Source organism: Streptomyces sp. 2A115 (assembly GCF_052245575.1).
In the GTDB taxonomy this organism is placed as follows: Bacteria; Actinomycetota; Actinomycetes; order Streptomycetales; family Streptomycetaceae; genus Streptomyces.
Genome location: NZ_JBQQCG010000022.1, coordinates 42,359 through 60,919, shown reverse-complemented (window position 1 = coordinate 60,919; position 18,561 = coordinate 42,359). Strand labels below are relative to the sequence as shown.

The following is an 18,561-nucleotide window of genomic DNA, read 5'->3' as shown; positions in this document are numbered from 1 at the left end:
GAGCTGAGCCATGACTGCCACCACCCCCTCAGCGGCGTTCGCCACCGCCCCCGATCCCCGCCGCTGGCGTGCCCTCGCCCTGCTCTGCGTGGCCGGGTTCATGGTGATCCTCGACTCGCAGATCGTCGTGCTCGCGCTGCCCTCCATCACCGACGGACTCGACTTCTCCCCGGGCGGCGCCCAGTGGGTGATGAGCGCCTACCTGCTCAGCTTCGGCGGGCTGCTGCTCCTCGGCGGCCGGATCGCCGACCTGCTGGGCCGTCGGCGGGTGTTCATGACCGGCACCCTGCTCTTCGGCCTGTCCTCGCTGCTGTGCGGGTTCGCCTGGACGGCGGGCGTACTGGTGGCGGCCCGCGCGATACAGGGAGTGTCGGCCGCCGTCATGGCGCCCACCGCGCTCTCCATCCTCCTGAACACCTTCGAGGAGGGCTCCGAACGCAACAAGGCCCTCGCCCTCTGGTCGGGCAGCGGCGGGTTCGGCGCCACGGCCGCCCTGCTGATCGGCGGCCCGCTCACCGACGTCCTCGGCTGGGAGTGGGTGTTCTTCCTGAACGTGCCGGTGGCGCTGCTGCTCCTCGCCCTGAGCCCGGTGCTGCTGCGCGAGAGCCGCGCCGAGGCACGGACCCGCTCGTACGACCCGGCCGGGGCGCTCACCGTCACCGCCGCCCTCCTCGCCTGCGTGTACGCCGTCGTCGAGGCACCCCGTGCCGGATGGCTGTCGGCGCAGACGGTCGGCCTGCTGGCCGCCTGCGCCGCGCTGGCCGTGCTCTTCGTGCGCATCGAGGCACGGACGAAGGCACCCCTGGTGCCGCCGCGGCTGCTGCGCGCCCGTTCCGTGGGCGGCGGCAACCTCGTGGTGTTCCTGCTCGGCAGCTGTGCCTTCGGGATGTCGTACACCGTTTCCCAGTACGGGCAGATCGTGCTCGGCCACTCGCCGCTGCGATTCGGCCTCTACAACGTCGTGATGCCCGTGACGGCCGTGATCGGCTCGTACGCCGGCCAGGCCCTGGTGACCCGCTTCGGTCCGCGCCCGGTCGCGACCGGCGGGCTCGCGCTGGTCGGCGCGGGCAGCCTGCTGCTGGCCGGGGTGCCCGTGGACGGCGGATTCGTCAGCGACCTGTTCCCCGGACTGCTGCTCTTCGGGCCGGGGCTCGGCGCCTGCGCGGTCGCCGGCTCCATCGCCGCGCTGACCGGGGTGGGGGAGCGGGAGTCGGGAGTGGCTTCCGGGATCAACACCGCGGCCTTCCAGATCGGGGGCGCCTTCGGAGTCGCCGTCGTCTCGTCGGTCGCGCTGTCGTACACGAGCGGCACCAACCGGCTCGCGGCGCTGACGGAGGGCTACCAGGCCGCGTTCACGGCGTGCGTCATCCTCGCGGCCGCCGGGATGGCCGTCGCACTGGTCCTGCTGGGCCGGTCACGGAAGTCGGCGGGGCGAGGGCAGGGGCGGGGCACGCCGAGTGAGGCCGTTGCCACGCCGACTACCGGCTAGGGGCTCACCGCGAAGATCCCGTACCCAAAACCCCGCGCAGTGATCGTGCCGCCGTCGCTCTCGACGCCGGAAGCCTCCACGGCTCGGCCGGGCCGGATGCCGTCGAGGGAGTAACTCACCTGCTCCTGCTGGGGGTTGACGACTACGAGATACCGCTCGCCGCGTACGTACACGAACGGGTAGCCGGCGTGCAGAACCTCCACCGAGCCGCCCGAGCCGAGCTCCGGGGTCCTCGTGCGGAGAGCGATGAGGCGGCGTACGAGGTGGAGGAGGGAGGCGGCGTCGGCGCGCTGGGCGGCGACGGTGGGCCTGTCGGGGCCGGGGTCGATCGGCAGGTAGGGGTGGTCGGACGTGGAGAACCCGGCGTTGGGGCTCTCGTCCCACTGCATGGGGGTGCGGGAGCCCGCGCGGTTGTAGCGGGGGCCGAGCACGCTGCCCTCGGTGTCGGGGAGGTCCGGGACGTAGCGCATGCCGATCTCGTCGCCGTAGTAGATGGCGGGGAGGGTGGGCCAGGTGAGCTGGAAGGCGAAGGCGGCCGGGAGCTGTTCGGCCGTGCGGGGGCCGCAGTGAAGGCGGGAGAAATCGTGGTTGGCGGTGGGCAGGGAGATGAAGCCGCCACTGCCGAGGGCGGTGGACGCCTGCTGCCAGGCCTCCACGAAGGGGCGTGGCGAGCCCTTGCCGCTCGGGTCGAAGAAGCAGTCGAGCGGGTCCCAGTGGGAGTGGACGGTCCCGGTGCCGTTGCTCCACAGCGAGCGGAGCGGGAGCCCGTCGGCGGTGCCGCCGAACTGGAGGAAGAAGTCCGTGTGGAAGCCCGCCGGGACGGAGACCTCGGGATCGCCCCACTCCGAGAGCAGCACCGCGTCCGGGTGCGCACGGTCCAGCCAGTGGCGCAGTTCCGTCCACAGCTTGCTCGTCTCGGCCTTGTCCGGGTCGTCCTTGACCAGCGACGAGGCCATGTCGACGCGGAAGCCGGACACACCGAGTCGCAGCCAGTGGTCCATGATCGTGCGCAGGGCCTCGCGGTTGGCGCGCGGCCCCTCGGCGTCCACCGGCTGCCGCCACGGCTCGGCCGGATTCTCGCGCGCGTAGCCGAAGTTGAGGGCAGGCTGAAAGGCGAAGAAGTTCGGCAAATACGCACCCGGGCGGCTGCCCGGAGAGGCCACGAAACCGTCCGCGAGACCCTCTGGCCCCTCCGGCCCCTCCGACCTCCAGATGTAGCGGTGGTCGTCCGGATCGTTCGCCGAGGCCTTGAACCACGGGTGCTCGTCGGAGGTGTGACCGGCGACCAGATCGAGGAGTACGCGGATGCCACGGCGGCCCGCGTGGTCGACGAGCTTCGCCAGGTCGTCGTTCGTTCCGTAGCGCGGCGCCACGGTGAGGTAGTCGGCGACGTCGTACCCGGCGTCGCCGAACGGCGAAGTGAAGCACGGGTTGAGCCAGACCGTGTTCACGCCGAGCCAGGCCAGATGGTCGAGACGCTCCGCGATGCCGTTGAAGTCCCCGATGCCGTCGCCGTTCGAGTCCGCGAACGACTGTGGATAGATCTGGTAGAAGACGGCGTCGGCCAGCCAGGCGGGTGCGGGACGGAAGGAGGTCATAGAGCGAGTACAGCCTTTCCGCGAGGAGACGTCGGGCAGTGACGGCGCCGCCGACGGTGATCTCGTGATGGGCGTCGGCACTGTCGAGCGTGACAGTGCCGGGAAGGTCCGGGAAGGCCGCGCCATGGCCAGAGCCTCGGCGAAGGCCGCCTCATGTCGAGAAGTCGAGAACCAGGCGCAGGCTTGCTCGCGAGCGAGGGCGGGACGCTTCCCTGGTCAGGGCCGGTCCGTCGGATCATGCCGAGTGGCGGGGCCGGGCGTGCGCCCCCGGAGTCCTCGCTGTGGGGGCGGGGCCACCTCGCCCCGGAGCGCCCCCTGGCGAGGCCAGCGGTTCCCATGGTGCCCCCGGTACGGGTCGCCCCAGGGCCGGGGAGACCTCCGCCGCCGCCTTCCGTGGTGCGGCCGGCGTCCGCCTCGCGGCCGTGCGTACCGAACCCCGGCTCCCCAGCGGCCGTCGGCCATAGTCGCCCGGAACCGCCACGCTCCGACCTCAGGCCCTAAGCTGACGGCGATGTTCACGCCGCAAGGTCCCACGTTCCGCGAGCTCGCCGTTCAGGCGCTGTCGTCCGTCGAGCACGGCTACGACCTGCTCGCGCCCAAGTTCGACCACACCCCGTTCCGTACGCCGGACTCGTTCCTGCGTTCCGCCGCCCGGGTGCTGAAGAGGATCGGGCCGTTCGAGAGCGGGCTCGATCTGTGCTGTGGCACCGGTGCCGGCATGGACGTACTGCGGACGGTGTGCCGGGAGCGGGTCACCGGGGTCGACATCAGCGCGGGCATGCTCGCTGTGGCGCGGCAGGGGCGCTCTGCGGCTCGGACCAGTGCCGGTGGGCCGACGGCCGCGTGGGTCCGCGGTGACGCGCGGGCCCTGCCGTTCGGGCCCGCCTTCGACCTGGTGGTGAGCTTCGGGGCGTTCGGGCACTTCCTGCCCCGGGAGCTGCCGGGACTGTTCGCGCAGGTCCACTCGGTGCTCCGCCCCGGCGGGCGGTTCGCCTTCCCGATCGTGGCCCCCGCCCGGCCCGGCTCCCGCGGCTACTGGGCGCTGCTCGGCTTCGACACGGCGATGCGCGTACGGAACGCGGTGTGGCGTCCCCCGTTTGTCATGTACTACCGGGATTTCCGCCTCGGCGACGTCCGACGGGAACTGGTCCGGGCCGGTTTCGCGGTGGACCTGTACGCCCTCCCCGAGTTCGGGCGCAGGAGCGACGGCAGCCCGCGCTGCCGGATGGTCGTGGCCACCCGCCCGGAGTAGTCGTCAGGCCCGGTGGGCGACATCGAGTCCGCGGTTGCCTGGTACGAGCGGTTCCTCGGGCGTCCCTCGGATACGAGGCCGATGGCAGGGCTTGTCGACCGGCACAGTCACTCGGCCAAAAGCCTCGCCCCTCTCGCCCAAAGCCTCACCCAAGAGCCTTGGCCAAGGCTTCGCCCCGGTACTGCGCGCGGCGGCTCGATCACCTACGGCGGGCCGTTGTCAGTGCCCAGCGCTAACCTGCGCAGATCTGATCGTTTGACTCGATCCGGGAGGTTTTCATGGCTTCGCGCCTCAATCCGTACATCAGCTTCGACGGCGACGCCCGGCAGGCGATGGAGTTCTACAAGGAGGTCTTCGGCGGCACGCTGGTGCTCAACACCTTCGGGGAGTTCGGTTCGCCGGGCACCCCGGAGGCCGACAAGATCATGCACGGCATGCTGGAAACCCCGAACGGCTTCACCCTGATGGCGGCCGACACCCCACCGGGCATGGAGTACACACAGGGCAGCAACTTCGCGGTGAGCCTGAGCGGCGACGACGACGCGGAGCTGCGCGGCTACTGGGAGAAGCTGTCCGCCGACGCCACTGTGTCCGTCCCGCTCGACAAGCAGATGTGGGGCGACGTGTTCGGCATGTGTACGGACCGGTTCGGCACCCCCTGGATGGTCAACATCACCGAGGCGCAGGGCTGAGCAAGCCCACCCGAGGGCGACTCGTGCCGCTCGCACGTCCCAGGTCCCGCCGGCTCGACGGTCGGCGGGACCGTCGGCATAGCGATCCCGCATGCCCAAGGCCCGGGCGCAGGGTGACCAGCTGTTCCTGATGTGCGACGACGTGGCGGAGACGGTGACCGAACTGGCGGACAAGGGCGTGGAGTCCGCCAAGCCGGTCAGCGACGAGCGCTGAGGGCTGATCACCGCGCTGCGGTTGCCGGGCGGCAGCGAACTCGGGCTGTACGAGCCCCGCCACGAGCGCACCCGCCTTGTGACGATCACTGGGCGCGAATGCCACCATCGCCCTCGGGCCGGAGGGTGCGAACCTCTCGCCATGCCTGGCGTGTCGCCGTTCGCCCGGAATCTGGAACCTGGAGATACCCCCGAACGGCGACACGCGCCCGCTGACATCGGTCCGGCGGATGGCTGGGCGCTGGTCCGGACGCGTACGGACCAGGCGGGCGGTGGCTGGGCGATCGACGCGAGCGAGGATCCGGGCCGCCGACGGACACCCGTTGGCCGTCGCCCGCCAGGCTCGCGTCGTCCAGGACGCGCCCAGCCGCCGAGCGGTGTGCCTCAGCCCCTGATGAAGTCGAGCAGGTCGGCGTTGAAGGCCTGCTCGTACTCGCCGACCAGGCCGTGCGGGGCGCCCGGGTACACCTTGAGGGTGGCGTCCTTGACCAGCTGGGCCGACTTGTGGGCGGAGGCGGCGATGGGCACGATCTGGTCGTCGTCACCGTGCGCGATCAGCGTGGGCACATCGATGCGCTGAAGGTCCTCGGTGAACTCCTGCTCCGAGAACTGCTTGATGCAGTCGTACGCGCCCTTGAGCCCGACCTGCATGCTCCACAGCCAGAACGCGCGGCGCATGCCTTCCGACGGGGTGGCGCCGGGCCGGTTGAAACCGAAGAAGGCTTCACTCAGGTCCCAGTAGAACTGCGAGCGGTCCGCCTCGACGCCGGCCCGGATCCCGTCGAAGGCCTCGAGCGGCGTGCCCTCCGGGTTGCCCTCCGTCTTCAGCATCAGCGGCGGTACCGCTCCCAGCAGGACGACCTTGGCGACCCGCGCCGTGCCGTGGCGGCCGATGTAGCGCGTCACCTCGCCGCCGCCGGTCGAATGGCCCACCAGGATCGCGTCGTTGAGGTTGAGCGACTCGATGAGCTCGGCCAGGTCGTCCGCGTACTGGTCCATGTGGTTGCCCTGCCACGGCTGCCCGGAGCGGCCGTGACCGCGACGGTCGTGGGCGACGGCACGGAAGCCGTTGTCGGCGACCAGGCGGGCCTGTCCGTCCCAGGCGTCCGCGTTGAGCGGCCAGCCGTGGCTGAACACGACCGGCTGCCCGCTGCCCCAGTCCTTGTAGAAGATCTCGGTGCCGTCGGTGGTGGTGAAGGTTCCCATGGTGTCTCTCTTCTCTGTGGAACGGTCGGGCGCGGCGTCAGGAGGGTCCGACGAAGCGCTGGACGAACGCGAGCGCCGTGTCGGCCACGTCCTGCCAGCCGTTGTCGATGGTGAGCGCATGGCCGCGGTTCGGCATCTCGGTGATCTCCGTGACTCCGGGGTTGCGCTGCTGCTTCTTGTACGAGGCGTTGGTGATCGCCCACGGCACGGTGTGGTCCTTCTCGCCCGAGATGAGCAGCAGCGGGCCGCGGTCCGGGTTCTCGGAGTCGACCTTCACCTCGGTCCACGGGTTGACGTTGGCGGTCGCCGCCTGGAACAGCGGGGCGCCCGGCGCGGGCACGGCGAAAGTGTCGTACAGCTCCTTGGCCTCCGCCTCGCTGACCGCGTTGGCGAAGCCGTACCGGAACTGGTCGTAGGTCAGCGGCACGGCCCGGTTCCGGTTGGCCGGGTTGCTCAGGACCGGTGCGGCGGAACGCAGCGAGGAGAACGGCAGCGGCAGCACGCCACGGAACGGCGCGGGGTCGATCGCCACGGAGACGGCGGACCGGCCGCGGCCGGCGAGGATCTGCGTGAGCAGTCCGCCGAACGAGTGACCGATCACGGCCGGCTTCCTGTCCAGGCCGACGATCAGCCCCTCCAGGTGGTCGGCGACCTGCCCGACCGTCTTGCCGGCGAGTACCTCGGGGTGGGCGTTGGCCTCGGTGACCGTCTCGGGGTCGTCGGGCCAGGACAGGGAGACCGGCGCGTACCCGGCCTTCTCGAAGTGGGTGACCCAGCGGTCCCAGCTGCTCGGCAGCAGCCACAGTCCGTGGACGAACACGACCGGCGTGCGGCCGGTCGCGTTGGCCCGCTCGATCTGTTGTGCGTCGTGGGTGGACATGCCTTCGACGTTAGGCTCCCGCGGCGCTCCCGCCATCTGTCACATGACTGCATTCACGGACCTGAGCCGCGGCCGGCGGAGCTCGGCCCGGCTGATCACAGCTCCGGTTCGTCGAGTACGCCGTCCAGTGCGAGCCGCATCGCCGCCTCCGTGCTCAACTCCCGTCCCTCGCGCACCGCGTCGGTGAATCCCACCTCGCCGAGGGCCGCGCGGAGATGACGTGCGTACTCCCTGCGGAAGACGGTCGTCTCGATGTCGCCCAGCTGAGGAAGACCGGCCGCATACCAGAGGCGGGTGCCGACGCCCAGGAGCCGGGCGGCGCGTTCGGGTTCGCCGCGGGAGGCCTCCGCGGCGACCAGGAGGTCGGCGACGGCCGCGGCGCCGAGGCGATCGTGGACGCGCCACTTGGCGGCCAGCGCCACGCGCGCGGAGCGCAGGGCGTCGTCCGGCCGCCCGAGTCCGATCCCGGCGAGGGCGACGAAGAAGTCGCCCCAGGCCCGCATCCACAGTTCGCCGTGCTTCGCGCAGTCCGCGCGCAGCCGCTCGGCCACCGCCGCACACCGCTCGAACGCGCCCTGGCCGGCCAGCAGATACGCCTGCAGCGCCAGCGTCAGCAGCTGGAAGAACTCCGCTCCGCCTCCGCCGCCCGGCCCCCGCGGGCTGCTGCCGTACAGCACGGCCGACCGCGCGGACTCGCCGCGCACCGCGAGACTCGCCCCGGTCAACGGCAGGGCGGGCACCGGGAGTCGATGTTCGTGCGCCAGCCACACGTAGGCGGCGCTGACCGACTCGGCCGCTTCCAGATCGTCCGGGTCGACCGTGACCAGACGGTGCGCCCAGATCGCCAGGGCGTGCTCGGGACCGCCGTCGTGCGCCCGGCGCAGCGCTCGCTCCAGGTAGCCGCGCCCCTCGTCGGCGAAGCCGCAGGCGAACCAGAAGTACCAGAGGGTGCCCGCGAGTTCGAGCGCTGTCTCGGGCTCCGGCGCCGCCAGGCACTCCTCCAGCGCGAGCCGCAGGTTGGCGTGTTCCACGGTGAGCCGTTCGGCCCACATCCGCTGGCCCGGGCCCAGCCACTCGGCCTCTCCCTGACGGGCGATCCAGCGGAAGTAGTCGCGGTGACGCAGGCGTACGGCGGCCTGTTCGCCGAGACCGTCGAGCCACTCGGCACCGAAGCCGCGGAGAGTTTCGAGCATGCGGTAACGCCCGGCCACGCCGTCGCCCTCACGGGTCACGATCGACTTCTCGGTGAGCGACGCGAGCAGCGCCAGGATCTCCTCGGCGTCCAACGGGCCACCGTGGCACACGAATTCGGCCGCCTCCACGTCCCAGCCGCCCGCGAACACGGAGAGCCGGGCCCACAGCAGCCGCTCCAGTGGCGTGCACAGTTCATGACTCCAGCCGATCGCCGTGCGCAGCGTCTGGTGCCGGGCGAGCCGTGGCCGGGCGGGCGAGACAAGCAGTTCGAAACGGGAGTCGAGGCCCTCAAGCAGCCGGTCGAGGGGAAATCCGCGCAGCCGCACCGCGGCCAGCTCCAGGGCCAGCGGGATCCCGTCGAGGCGGGCGCAGACCGCCGCCACGTTCGTCCGGTTGGCGTCGGTCAGCGCGAACGACGGCACGGCGGCCGCGGCGCGTGCCGCGAACAGCGCCACCGCGTCGTCGCGTTCGCCGAGCGGCAGCGGCGCCACGGACAGCAGATGCTCACCCGGCACGCCCAGTGGCTGCCTGCTCGTGGCCAGAACCTGTAACTCGGGTACGTGCGCGAGGAGTTCCTGTACAACCCGCGCACACTCGTCCAGTACGTGTTCACAGGTGTCCAGGACGAGCAGCAGCGGCGCGTCGTCGAGATGCTCGCAGACCGCTTCCAGGAGCGGACGGAGCGTCTGCTCGGTCAGCCGGGTCGCCTCGGCCAGGGCGTTCGTCAGCAGGTCCGGGTTCTTCAGGTCGGACAGCTCCACCATCCACACCCCGCCGGAGAACGCGGGCCGTACGGAGTGCGCGGCCCGCAGCGCCAGCCGTGACTTGCCGACCCCGCCGGGGCCGGTGAGGGTGATGAGCCGTGCGGTGTTCAACAGGGCGGTGATTTCGGCCAGTTCGGCTTCGCGGCCGACGAAGGCGTTGGCCTCGGCGGGCAGATTGCCGGTCCTGCCGTTGCGTACCGAGGACGCCATCGTTCCCCCTATACCCGACCGATGGCGGTCACCCTAACCCTCCGGAACGCCCCTGTCCGATCCCCCGGCGGGGTGACCGGGAATCGGACCCGCGCCCTCACGCCGAGCCCGCTTCGGGCGTAGCGTGGACACGACCCGGCACGCCGAGCGGCGACCTTGGGAGGTGCGGGGGATGGAGACTGTGCCCGCATTGAGAGCGGTCGGCCAGATGCGCGCCGGCGACCATCTGCTGCTCGGCTACGACACGGACGAGGAGCGGGAGACCGTACTCGCCGCGTTCCTCCTCGACGGCCTGGCCAGCGGGCACCGCGGGCTGGTGCTCAGCCCGGCCGGCCTGCCGGCCGAGCTCGCCCTCACCTTCCTGGAGGCGCGCGGCTGCCTTGTCGACGACGAACTCGCCGCCGGGCGGCTGACCGTGGACCCGCACCTCGCCACCCCCGAAGGCCTGTGGGACCTCGACGAGGTGATCCGCCGTGAGACGCGACGCGCGGTCGGCGACGGCTATCTCGGCCTGCGCGTGAGCATGGAGATCATGCGCGGCCAGGCGGGCCAGGGCCTCAAGACACTGCACGACAGCGAACTCCTCCTCGAACCCGTCTTCGCGTCCCTGCCGGTGCTCGGCATCTGCCAGTACGACCGCCGCGTCTTCGACGAGGGCGAGCTGGTCCCGCTCGACGGACTGCACCACGGCCGGGTCGCCGCCGACCTCGTCTGGCGTGACGACCTGCTGTCCATCACGCGCACCTTCGCGCCGCCCGGCCTCGCATTCGCCGGAGAGGTCGACGACACGAACGTGACCGCGGTGGCCCGCGCCCTGCACGCCGAGACCGCCCGTGCCCGTGCCCGCCGCGCGAACGGCGTCCGCACCCGGCTCGACCTGCGCGAGCTGCGTTTCATCGACGTCGGCGCGCTGCGCCTGCTGGTCTTCGCGGCCCTGGCCCAGTCCGCGTCCGGCGGCACCCTCGTCCTGCACGGTGTGGCCCCGCACATCCAGCGGCTGATGCGGGTCACCGGCTGGGACCGTGTCCCGGGACTGCGTGTCGAGGAGGGGGACGAGGTGGTGTCATGAGCCGCACCGGATTCGTGCACCAGGCGCTGTGCTACGGCTCGGACGACGAGTTCCTCGAAGGGACCGTCACGTTCGCGCGTGACGGACTCGACTCCGGCGACGCCGTCCTGGCCGTCGTCGCGTCCCGCAACATCACCCCGCTCGGTGAGGCGCTCGGCCACCGCTCCCGCGAGGTGGAGTTCATGGACGCCGACGACTGGTACGGCTGTCCGTCCCGCACCCTGGGCCAGTACAACGCCTACTGCGCCGCCCACGACACCGACGAGACGGGCGCCCCGCGCCGGGTCCGCGTCATCGGGGAGCCCGTCTGGTCGGACCGCACGGACTTCGAGGCCCGAGAGTGGATGCGCTACGAATCGCTGCTCAACGTGGCCTTCGCGGACACCGGCCACTGGATCCTCTGCCCCTACGACGCCCGCGCCCTCCCCGCCGAAGTCGTCCGCACGGCGACCCGAACCCACCCCGAACTCGCCCTGGGTCCACGCATGTCGGCGCCCAGCGGCCGCTACGCCGACCCGGCCGCCTTCTACACCGAGTGCGACGCGGCTCAGCCGTCCGACGTGCCCGCCGGCCGCGACGACGTCCCCTTCACCCGGGGCCGTTCGGCGCACGTACGCCGCGTCCTCTCCGCGTACGCCCGCGGCCTGGGGGTGCCCGAGCAGCAGACGTACGACATGGTGACCGCGGTGCACGAGACGGTGGACAACTCCGTGCGCTACGGGGGCGGCCGAGGTGTCCTGCGCCTGCGCAGCGACCCCGACTACGTGATCTGTGAGGTCTCCGACGACGGCACGCCCACCTCGTGCGGGGCCCCGCCGTTCCCCGGCCATCTGCCTCCCGACCCGAGGGCCGCGAGCGGCCACGGGATGTGGGTGGTACGGCAGTTGAGCGACCTGGTCACGGAGTCGTTCGGCCCCGCGGGCTCCGTTGTGCGCCTCTACTTCAAGAGGAACGCGGCCGTGTGACCGGCGCGCGACCGCCGTCGGAGGCTGTCATCAGCTGCCGGGAAGTTCGCTCACGCCGTGAATGGCCCGGCCGTGCAGGGCGAACTCCTCGGCGGGTGCGACCGGACGCAGCTCCGTAAGCCGCTGGAACAGCGCGGGCACGGCGATCTGGAGTTCGGCGCGGGCCAGTGACTGGCCCAGGCAGTGGTGCGGGCCGTGACCGAAGGACAGGTGGTGCTGGGCATCGCGGGTGATGTCGAAGGCGTCGGGGTCGGGGAAGGCCCGTGGGTCGCGGTTGGCGGCCTGGAGCGAGACGACCACTCCTTCGCCGGCCCGCGCTCCCCTTGGTGACAAGACGTAGCCGTGCGGGTGTGACGCGGCACTCCTGGGACCCTGGTCGTGGGCTTGGGGTGCCGGATCAGCCCTCACGGCTTCGCCCTTGGAGCGCGGAGTCGCCCTCAGAGCGAGCCGTAGAGGGCGTCGATGAGCGCCATCTTCCGGGGATCGTCGGCGATGTGGGGTCCCATGCGGTTCATGACGTAGCCGAGTGAGACCCCCGACTCCGGATCGGCGAGACCGCAGGAGCCGCCGAAGCCGTCATGTCCGAAAGCCTTCGGGTTGGGGCCGTAGGAGCGGTTGGAGCCGCTCAGCCAGAGGCCGAGGCCGATCTCCGTCTCGCTCTCGAAACCGGCCCCGAGTACCAGGTCACGGCAGGCGCCCTGTCCCTCACGGACCCGCTCGGCGGCCTCCGGCGAGAGGACGCTGTGCCCGCCGTACGAACCCCGCCCGGCGAAGATCCCGTACAGCGCGGCGACCGCGCGCGCCGTGCCGTGCCCGTTGAGGGCCGGGAGCTCGGCGGCCCGCCAGGCCGCCGAGCCGGCCTCGGTCGCACCGACCAGGGGATTGGCCAGGGCGGCCAGCGCCACGGGCGCCAACTGGCTGAAGATCGCCGCCTGTTCACTGGACGAGGCGGTCGGCGGATGCACCAGCTCGGCCGCGCGCCCCGCCTCCTTCTCCGGCAGCCCGATGGTGAAGTCGACGCCGAGCGGCCCGGTCACCTCCCGCTCCAGGAACGCGCCCGGCAGCAACCCCGAGACGCGTCGCACCACTTCGCCGACCAGGAAGCCGTACGTCTGCGCGTGGTAGCCCGACCCCGCCGCCGGCTCCGACCAGGGCTCCATCGCCGCCAGCCGCTTCGTGGTGAGCTCCCAGTCGTAGAGCTGCTCGAGCGAGTGCGGCTCGCGCAGTCCGGCGAGACCCGCCCGGTGTGACAGCAGATGCCGTACGAGCACCGACTCCTTGCCCGCCGCTGCGAACTCCGGCCAGTACGCGGCCACCGGCGCGTCGAGGTCGAGGAGCCCGCGGTCTGCCAGGATGTGCGCGCACAGCGCCGTCGGCCCCTTCGTGGTCGACCACACGTTGACCAGCGTGTCCCGCTCCCAGGTACGCGTCCGTGCCGCGTCCGCCCAGCCGCCCCACAGGTCCACCACGGTCTCACCGCCGACGGTGACGGTCACGGCCGCGCCCAGTTCGTCACGCTCCTGGAAGTTCTCCTCGAATGCCGTGTGCACCGCCTCGAAGCCTGTCGCGCAGTGGCCCTGAACCTGGGACATGGGTCCTCCGTCATCCGCCGGGGAAGCCGGGAGCGGACGTGCGACCCGGCACGCCCGAACATACCGACTGGTCGGATGGGGCGGAACCCGCTGTATCCGACGGGCTACCCCAGGAACAGCGGCCCGGTGGGCTCCTGGTGGCCCGTAGCGGTGTGCCAGTAGTCCCGCGTCTCCACGGCCAGACCGTCCGCGTCGAAGCGTACGAAGACGCAGCCGGCCAGTGTCGAAGGGTCCTCGCCCTCTTGAACGAGGACCCTGAACTCGGCGACGGCAAGGCCCTGTTGACCGATCACCGGCGGACCGAACCGCACGTCGACGACCCGCTCGCCGGCGAACGACCAGCGCAGATACGCGGCGAGTTCGGCCCGCCCGCGATGCGGTTCGCGGAACGGCATCGAACGGTGGACGCACCCGTCGGCGTACAACGCCAGCAGCGCGTCCACGTCGTGCTCCGCCCAGGCGCGCTCCCACACCCGGACGAACCGCTCGGCAGCCTCGCGCGTCCGCATCGGGATCGCGGCTGTCTCAGAAGTGCTTGGGCAGCCAGGCCAGCTTGGCGGCCTCCTGGTAAGGGCCGCCGCCCTCGTGGTCGTTGAAGTCGTAGACCTCGATCGCCTTGTCGTCGTGGCCCCACGCGTTGAAGGCGGCGAAGACCGTCGAGGGCGGGCAGGTCTGGTCCTCCAGGGCCGCCGAGAACAGGGCGGGCGCCCGGCCGCGCGTCGCGAAGTGCACCCCGTCGAAGTAGGAGAGCGTTCGCAGCACCTGCTCGGTACGGCCGCGGTGCGTCTTGAGATAGTTGCCGATCTCCCGGTACGGATCACGGTCCGTGAGCCGCGTCGCGCGCGGGTAGTCGCACAGGAACGGCACGTCCGGCGCGACCGCCACCAGGTCCGCCACCAGACCGCCCACCGCGATCGAGATGCCGCCGCCCTGACTCGATCCGACGGCCGCGACACGCGAGGCGTCGACGAGCGGATGCGAGCGGGCCGCCTCCACGGCCCGTACCCCGTCGGTGAACACCCGGCGGTAGTAGTAGTTCTCCGGGTCGTCGATGCCACGCGTCATGAACCCCGGGAACGCAGGCGCGCTGCCCACCGGATCCGGCGTGGCACCGCCGCCGCCCCAGGCGCCGCCCTGGCCCCGGGTGTCCATCACGAAGTGCGCGAAGCCCGCCGACGCCCACAGCAGATGGGTGTGCGGAAGGCCGCGTCCGCCGCCGTAGCCGACGAACTCCACCACCGCCGGCAACGGCGTGTTCGCCCAGGCCGGCAGCGTCAGCCAGCCCCTCACCGGGTGACCGCCGAACCCGGCGAACGTGACGTCGTACACCTTCACGTTCTTCAGGTGCGTCTCGACCGGTTCGAAGCGGGCGTCCAGCTCGTGCTCGCGCGCCTCCTGAAGCGTCTTGCCCCAGAAGGCGTCGAAGTCCTCGGGCTCGACGGACGCGCTGCGATAGTCCCGGAGCTGGTCGAGGGGCAGGTCGAACAGGGCCATGAAAGACCGCCTTCACTACGGATAAGGGTGCGGATGATCACACCGTACGGGGGTGGCCGGAGGGCCGCCAGGCCTTCTCCTCGGACCGGCCGGCCCTGGCTACGATGGCGCCATGCCGTCTGCCGTGGATCTGCTGGTCAAGGCCGCCGAACTGCTCGTCGTGGACGCGGAGCGCGAGATCCCCGGCGGCTGGGTCGCCGTCACGGACGGCAGAGTGGCCTCTGTGGGCGGGCCCGGGACCGAACCGGAGGCCCGCTCGGTGGTCTCCGCGGCCGGGCGGATCGTCACGCCCGGACTGATCAACACGCACCACCACATCTACCAGAACCTCACCCGCTCCTACGCCCCCGCGGTGAACGGCTCCCTCTTCGACTGGCTCACCACGCTCTACCCGCTGTGGGCCGCGCTCGACGAGGAAGCCGTCTACGTGTCGTCGTACGTCGGTATGACCGAGCTGCTGATGGGCGGCTGCACAACCTCGTCCGACCACCTCTACGTCCATCCCCGCCCGCGTCTGGTGGACGCCGAGATCCGCGCCGCACGGGACATCGGGTTCCGCTTCCACGCCACGCGCGGCTCGATGACCCGGTCCGTGGAGGACGGCGGACTGCCGCCCCGGAGCGTCACGCAGACCGAGGAGGAGGTACTCGCCGACAGCGAGCGGCTGATCAAGGCCCACCACGACCCCGAACCGGGCGCACTCGTCCGGGTCGCGCTCGCCCCCTGCTCGCCGTTCTCGGTGACCAAGGAGCTGATGACAGCCACCGCGGAGCTCGCCGAACGGTACGACGTACGGCTGCACACGCATCTCGCCGAGGACCGCGACGAGGACACGTACTGCCTGGAGACGTACGGCTGCCGGCCCGTCGAATACTTCGAGGACACGGGCTGGCTGAGCGATCGCAGCTGGGTCGCGCACTGCATCTACCCGAACGACGCCGAGTTGCGCCGCCTCGCCGGGGCCGGCGTCGGCGTGGCGCACTGCCCCAGCTCCAACATGCTCATCGGCGGCGGCACCGCCCGCGTGAAGGAGATGCGCGAACTGGGCCTGCCGGTCGGCATCGGCTGCGACGGCTCCGCCTCGACGGACCACGCCTCGCTGTGGATGGAGACCCGTGGCGCGCTCCTGCTCGGCCGCTACCGGGGCGGACCCGGCGCGATGACCGCCCGCGACGCGCTCGACATCGCGACCCGTGGTTCGGCCCAATGCCTGGGCCGCGCCGACGAGTTGGGGCATCTGCGGCCGGGCGCCTGCGCCGACCTGGTCGTCTGGGATCTCCACGAGGTCGCGCTCGCGGGCGCGCTGAGCGACCCCGTCGAGGCCTGGTTGCGCTGCGGACCCGGCCGCGCCTGGACCACGGTCGTCGGTGGCCGCGTACTCGTGGACCGGGGCGAGCCCGTACTGCCCGGCCTGCGTGACGCGCTGCGGGAGCACGGGCGCATCGCGCGGCGGATGCAGCGACTCGGGTAACGGTCCGTCCTCGACCGCCGTCCCGAAACACCTGAGACCCGCACCCCGGCGGCGGCACACCCCTCACGGGGCGAGCCCGGGTCTTGCGCGCCACGGCTCCCCCCGGCCGCTCATGCCCAGTGCCGCCGCCACTCGGGTCCCGTACGGGCCCATTCCCGCCCCCACTCGGCCATGCGACGGCGCTCGGCGACCCGGCCCACGACGAAACGCGCGACCAGGACCACACCCGCCACGAAGCCCGTGGTGCACGCGCTCGCCGCCAGGGCGTGCTGCCAGACCGCGGTGGCGTCCGGCGGGGCGGGTACGATCCGGCCCCGGTCGTCCAGCCAGATGTACGTGCGGTCGCCGATCCGGGTATCGGCGGACACCCGGGTCTTCTCCGTACGCGGCCGCTCGCCCGCCTCGGCCCAGCGCACGGTCACCCGGTAGGCCGGCTGCCTGTCGCCGTGGGTGGTGGGCACCGCGGGGGGCGCGTGCTCGATGACCTCGGCACGCACCCGGTGGCGTTCGGCACGCTGCTCCGCGGCCGTGGCCCGCGCTCCGTCGTACGCTCGCCAGCCGGTGGCGATCCCGGCCAGCGGGGCGCCGACGCACAGCAGGACGGCGACGACCAGCGTCGTCCACGCCTCCACCACGTCCGAGCGGCGGCGCAGTGGATTGTGCCGCCATCGCCAGCCGCGCACCCGCGTTTGCATCTCCCGGTCTCCTCACCGCTCTCGTCCTGTCCCCAGAGCCGTGTGCCGCCCGCATCGGCGTACGGCGCCCGGGTTCCCCACAAGGCCGGGCCGACTCCGCGAGGGCGAGGGGCGCACCCGATCCGCGCCCGAATCGGCCCGCGCACGACTGATCCGCGCCCCGTGTGGAACCCGCGTCCCACCCCTCAGAAACAGGAGCCCCACCATGGCGAAGGGCCGCATGGCAGCGCTCGACGCGCACTGGCGTGCCGCCAACTGCCTGGCGGTCGGCCAGATCCATCTGCTGGCCGATCCCCTCCCGACCGAGCCCCTGAAGCCCGATCACATCAAGCCGAGGCTGCTCGGCCACTGGGGCACCTCGCCCGGGCTCACCCTGGTGCACACCCATCTCAACCGGGTCATCACCGGGCGTGACCTCGACGCGATCTGTGTCTGGGGGCCGGGCCACGGCGGCCCCGCGGTGCCGGCCGACTCCTGGTTGGAAGGCAGCTACACGCAGACGTACCCGGACATCACACGGGACGCATCCGGCATGGAGCGACTTTTCAGGCAATTCTCCTTTCCGGGCGGAGTGCCCAGCCATGTCGCACCCGAAACTCCGGGCTCGATCCACGAGGGCGGCGAGCTGGGCCACTCGCTCGCCCATGCCTACGGGGCGGCCTTCGACAACCCGAACCTGCTGGTCGCCTGCGTGATCGGGGACGGGGCGGCGGAGACGGGCCCGCTGGCCGCGTCCCGGCACTCCAACAAGTTCCTCGACCCCGTGCACGACGGGGCCGTCCCGCCGGTCCTCCACCTCAACGGCTACAAGAACGAGCGGAACGTCATGAACGAAGAAGAGCGAAAGGTACGAAGCATGAGCTTCGAAAGGCACGAGCCATGAGCAAGGACACCCGGAGCGTCACCGTCGGCATCGACGGCTCCCTCACCAGCCTGGACGCCGCCGACTGGGCGGCACGTGAGGCCGAGCGCCGCCGGATCGCCCTGCGGCTGCTGCACGCGGGCGACGAACCAGCCGCACCCGCTTGGTCCCCGGGCGCCCGGCCCGCCCGCACCATCCTCGACCACGCGGCCGTCCAACTGTCGTACGCCCACCCGGCGTTGGACATCATCGCCCGCCGCACCGGCACCCCGGCCGTCCCGGCGCTGCTCGCCGCCGCCGAGGAATCGGAGATGCTGGTCGTCGGCTCCCGCGGCTTCAGCGGCTTCGCCGGGTTCCTGGTCGGCTCGGTCGCGCTCGCCGTGGCCTCCGATGCGGAACACCCGGTGGTGCTGGTGCGCGCCGGTGAACTCCCCGAGGACGAACGTGTGCCCGTCGACGAGACCACCTCGCCCACCCAGGCCCCGTACCTGCCGGTGGTCCTCGGCCTCGACCTGGCGCACCCCGCCGACGACCTCATCGGCTACGCCTTCGACACGGCCGCCGTCCGTGCGGCACCCGTGCAAGTCGTGCACACCTGGACGCTGCCCTCGCCGCGCGGCTACCTCACCGGCGTGCGGACGCCGGCCGACACGGCCGAGCAGGAAGACGCCAAGTGGCGTTCCCTGGCGGCGATCCTCCAGCCGTGGCGCCACAAGTTCCCGGAGACGACCGTCTCCGAGTACGTGCTGTACGGGCACGCCGCGCACCACCTGCTACAGGCCTCCACCCGGGCGGGACTGCTGGTCATCGGCCGCCGCATCAGGGGCGGAACCGGCCGCCTGGGCCGCGAGGCCCACTCCGTGATCCACCACTCCATGTGCCCGGTCGCGGTGGTCCCCCATGAATGAGGGCCTC

Annotated in this window: 17 protein-coding genes and 1 pseudogene; 9 read left to right on the top strand and 9 right to left on the bottom strand. The window is 71.8% G+C overall.

Annotated elements, in window-relative coordinates:
* Positions 1 to 10 precede the first annotated feature (10 nt).
* Entirely contained in the window at positions 11 to 1,489 is a 1,479-nt protein-coding gene (locus ACTWQR_RS20690; RefSeq protein WP_443228600.1) for an MFS transporter, read from the top strand.
* On the opposite strand, the gene ACTWQR_RS20685 is transcribed toward ACTWQR_RS20690, so the two are convergent.
* Entirely contained in the window at positions 1,486 to 3,087 is a 1,602-nt protein-coding gene (locus tag ACTWQR_RS20685) for an alpha-amylase family glycosyl hydrolase (protein ID WP_443228599.1), read from the bottom strand. The two genes, ACTWQR_RS20690 and ACTWQR_RS20685, sit on opposite strands and share 4 nt — an antisense overlap.
* Positions 3,088 to 3,598: 511 nt before the next feature.
* Here ACTWQR_RS20685 and ACTWQR_RS20680 point away from each other — a divergent pair.
* From ACTWQR_RS20680 to ACTWQR_RS20670, 3 genes are all read left to right on the top strand, one after another.
* On the top strand, positions 3,599 to 4,339 hold the full coding sequence (locus tag ACTWQR_RS20680) for a class I SAM-dependent methyltransferase (RefSeq protein ID WP_443228598.1): 741 nt from the start codon (positions 3,599 to 3,601) through the stop codon (positions 4,337 to 4,339).
* Positions 4,340 to 4,617: 278 nt separating this feature from the next.
* Positions 4,618 to 5,031, top strand: coding sequence for a VOC family protein (locus ACTWQR_RS20675; RefSeq protein WP_443228597.1), 414 nt, complete (start codon positions 4,618 to 4,620; stop codon positions 5,029 to 5,031).
* Positions 5,032 to 5,122: 91 nt separating this feature from the next.
* Positions 5,123 to 5,245, top strand: a complete 123-nt coding sequence (locus ACTWQR_RS20670) for a hypothetical protein (RefSeq protein ID WP_443228596.1) — start codon at positions 5,123 to 5,125, stop codon at positions 5,243 to 5,245.
* 383 nt (positions 5,246 to 5,628) lie between these two features.
* On the opposite strand, the gene ACTWQR_RS20665 is transcribed toward ACTWQR_RS20670, so the two are convergent.
* From ACTWQR_RS20665 to ACTWQR_RS20655, 3 genes are all read right to left on the bottom strand, one after another.
* Positions 5,629 to 6,450, bottom strand: a complete 822-nt coding sequence (locus ACTWQR_RS20665; RefSeq protein ID WP_443228595.1) for an alpha/beta fold hydrolase — start codon at positions 6,448 to 6,450, stop codon at positions 5,629 to 5,631.
* Between the two features lie 37 nt (positions 6,451 to 6,487).
* Positions 6,488 to 7,330, bottom strand: coding sequence for an alpha/beta hydrolase (locus ACTWQR_RS20660; RefSeq protein WP_443228594.1), 843 nt, complete (start codon positions 7,328 to 7,330; stop codon positions 6,488 to 6,490).
* Between the two features lie 95 nt (positions 7,331 to 7,425).
* A complete protein-coding gene (locus ACTWQR_RS20655; RefSeq protein WP_443228593.1) occupies positions 7,426 to 9,498 on the bottom strand; it encodes an ATP-binding protein in 2,073 nt (690 codons plus the stop codon).
* 172 nt (positions 9,499 to 9,670) lie between these two features.
* Between ACTWQR_RS20655 and ACTWQR_RS20650 the strand changes: the two genes are divergently transcribed.
* Both ACTWQR_RS20650 and ACTWQR_RS20645 read left to right on the top strand, forming a co-directional pair.
* Positions 9,671 to 10,567, top strand: coding sequence for an MEDS domain-containing protein (locus ACTWQR_RS20650; RefSeq protein ID WP_443228592.1), 897 nt, complete (start codon positions 9,671 to 9,673; stop codon positions 10,565 to 10,567).
* Positions 10,564 to 11,532 carry an anti-sigma factor RsbA family regulatory protein gene (locus ACTWQR_RS20645; protein ID WP_443228591.1) on the top strand — a complete coding sequence of 323 codons (969 nt, stop codon included), beginning with the start codon at positions 10,564 to 10,566 and terminating at the stop codon, positions 11,530 to 11,532. Before ACTWQR_RS20650 ends, ACTWQR_RS20645 begins: the two co-directional genes overlap by 4 nt.
* Before the next feature lie 30 nt (positions 11,533 to 11,562).
* On the opposite strand, the gene ACTWQR_RS20640 is transcribed toward ACTWQR_RS20645, so the two are convergent.
* The 4 genes from ACTWQR_RS20640 to ACTWQR_RS20625 all read right to left on the bottom strand — a co-directional run bounded on the left by ACTWQR_RS20640 (position 11,563) and on the right by ACTWQR_RS20625 (position 14,618).
* Positions 11,563 to 11,865, bottom strand: a complete 303-nt coding sequence (locus ACTWQR_RS20640) for a cytochrome P450 (protein WP_443228590.1) — start codon at positions 11,863 to 11,865, stop codon at positions 11,563 to 11,565.
* A gap of 104 nt (positions 11,866 to 11,969) precedes the next feature.
* Positions 11,970 to 13,124, bottom strand: a complete 1,155-nt coding sequence (locus ACTWQR_RS20635) for a serine hydrolase domain-containing protein (RefSeq protein ID WP_443228589.1) — start codon at positions 13,122 to 13,124, stop codon at positions 11,970 to 11,972.
* A 104-nt stretch (positions 13,125 to 13,228) separates the two neighbouring features.
* Entirely contained in the window at positions 13,229 to 13,633 is a 405-nt protein-coding gene (locus tag ACTWQR_RS20630; protein WP_443228588.1) for a nuclear transport factor 2 family protein, read from the bottom strand.
* A gap of 16 nt (positions 13,634 to 13,649) precedes the next feature.
* On the bottom strand, positions 13,650 to 14,618 hold the full coding sequence (locus ACTWQR_RS20625) for an acetylxylan esterase (protein ID WP_443228587.1): 969 nt from the start codon (positions 14,616 to 14,618) through the stop codon (positions 13,650 to 13,652).
* 112 nt (positions 14,619 to 14,730) lie between these two features.
* Between ACTWQR_RS20625 and ACTWQR_RS20620 the strand changes: the two genes are divergently transcribed.
* Positions 14,731 to 16,089 carry an 8-oxoguanine deaminase gene (locus ACTWQR_RS20620; protein ID WP_443228586.1) on the top strand — a complete coding sequence of 453 codons (1,359 nt, stop codon included), beginning with the start codon at positions 14,731 to 14,733 and terminating at the stop codon, positions 16,087 to 16,089.
* Between the two features lie 110 nt (positions 16,090 to 16,199).
* On the opposite strand, the gene ACTWQR_RS20615 is transcribed toward ACTWQR_RS20620, so the two are convergent.
* On the bottom strand, positions 16,200 to 16,784 hold the full coding sequence (locus ACTWQR_RS20615) for an Rv1733c family protein (protein WP_443228585.1): 585 nt from the start codon (positions 16,782 to 16,784) through the stop codon (positions 16,200 to 16,202).
* Between the two features lie 205 nt (positions 16,785 to 16,989).
* Between ACTWQR_RS20615 and ACTWQR_RS20610 the strand changes: the two are divergent.
* Positions 16,990 to 17,595 (top strand): annotated as a pseudogene (locus ACTWQR_RS20610) (phosphoketolase); the annotation flags it as partial.
* Positions 17,596 to 17,663: 68 nt separating this feature from the next.
* Positions 17,664 to 18,554: a universal stress protein gene (locus ACTWQR_RS20605; RefSeq protein WP_443228584.1), complete on the top strand. Its 891-nt coding sequence runs from the start codon at positions 17,664 to 17,666 to the stop codon at positions 18,552 to 18,554.
* Positions 18,555 to 18,561: the final 7 nt, after the last annotated feature.

Excerpts from the sequence above, each read along its gene's own strand:
- ACTWQR_RS20660 (WP_443228594.1), bottom strand. The coding sequence starts at position 7,330 with ATGTCCACCCACGACGCACAACAGATCGAGCGGGCCAACGCGACCGGC.
- ACTWQR_RS20645 (WP_443228591.1), top strand. The coding sequence starts at position 10,564 with ATGAGCCGCACCGGATTCGTGCACCAGGCGCTGTGCTACGGCTCGGAC.
- ACTWQR_RS20650 (WP_443228592.1), top strand. The coding sequence starts at position 9,671 with ATGGAGACTGTGCCCGCATTGAGAGCGGTCGGCCAGATGCGCGCCGGC.
- ACTWQR_RS20675 (WP_443228597.1), top strand. The coding sequence starts at position 4,618 with ATGGCTTCGCGCCTCAATCCGTACATCAGCTTCGACGGCGACGCCCGG.
- ACTWQR_RS20625 (WP_443228587.1), bottom strand. The coding sequence starts at position 14,618 with ATGGCCCTGTTCGACCTGCCCCTCGACCAGCTCCGGGACTATCGCAGC.
- ACTWQR_RS20620 (WP_443228586.1), top strand. The coding sequence starts at position 14,731 with ATGCCGTCTGCCGTGGATCTGCTGGTCAAGGCCGCCGAACTGCTCGTC.
- ACTWQR_RS20670 (WP_443228596.1), top strand. The coding sequence starts at position 5,123 with ATGCCCAAGGCCCGGGCGCAGGGTGACCAGCTGTTCCTGATGTGCGAC.
- ACTWQR_RS20685 (WP_443228599.1), bottom strand. The coding sequence starts at position 3,087 with ATGACCTCCTTCCGTCCCGCACCCGCCTGGCTGGCCGACGCCGTCTTC.
- ACTWQR_RS20615 (WP_443228585.1), bottom strand. The coding sequence starts at position 16,784 with ATGCAAACGCGGGTGCGCGGCTGGCGATGGCGGCACAATCCACTGCGC.
- ACTWQR_RS20605 (WP_443228584.1), top strand. The coding sequence starts at position 17,664 with ATGAGCAAGGACACCCGGAGCGTCACCGTCGGCATCGACGGCTCCCTC.
- ACTWQR_RS20665 (WP_443228595.1), bottom strand. The coding sequence starts at position 6,450 with ATGGGAACCTTCACCACCACCGACGGCACCGAGATCTTCTACAAGGAC.
- ACTWQR_RS20655 (WP_443228593.1), bottom strand. The coding sequence starts at position 9,498 with ATGGCGTCCTCGGTACGCAACGGCAGGACCGGCAATCTGCCCGCCGAG.
- ACTWQR_RS20635 (WP_443228589.1), bottom strand. The coding sequence starts at position 13,124 with ATGTCCCAGGTTCAGGGCCACTGCGCGACAGGCTTCGAGGCGGTGCAC.
- ACTWQR_RS20630 (WP_443228588.1), bottom strand. The coding sequence starts at position 13,633 with ATGCGGACGCGCGAGGCTGCCGAGCGGTTCGTCCGGGTGTGGGAGCGC.
- ACTWQR_RS20690 (WP_443228600.1), top strand. The coding sequence starts at position 11 with ATGACTGCCACCACCCCCTCAGCGGCGTTCGCCACCGCCCCCGATCCC.
- ACTWQR_RS20680 (WP_443228598.1), top strand. The coding sequence starts at position 3,599 with ATGTTCACGCCGCAAGGTCCCACGTTCCGCGAGCTCGCCGTTCAGGCG.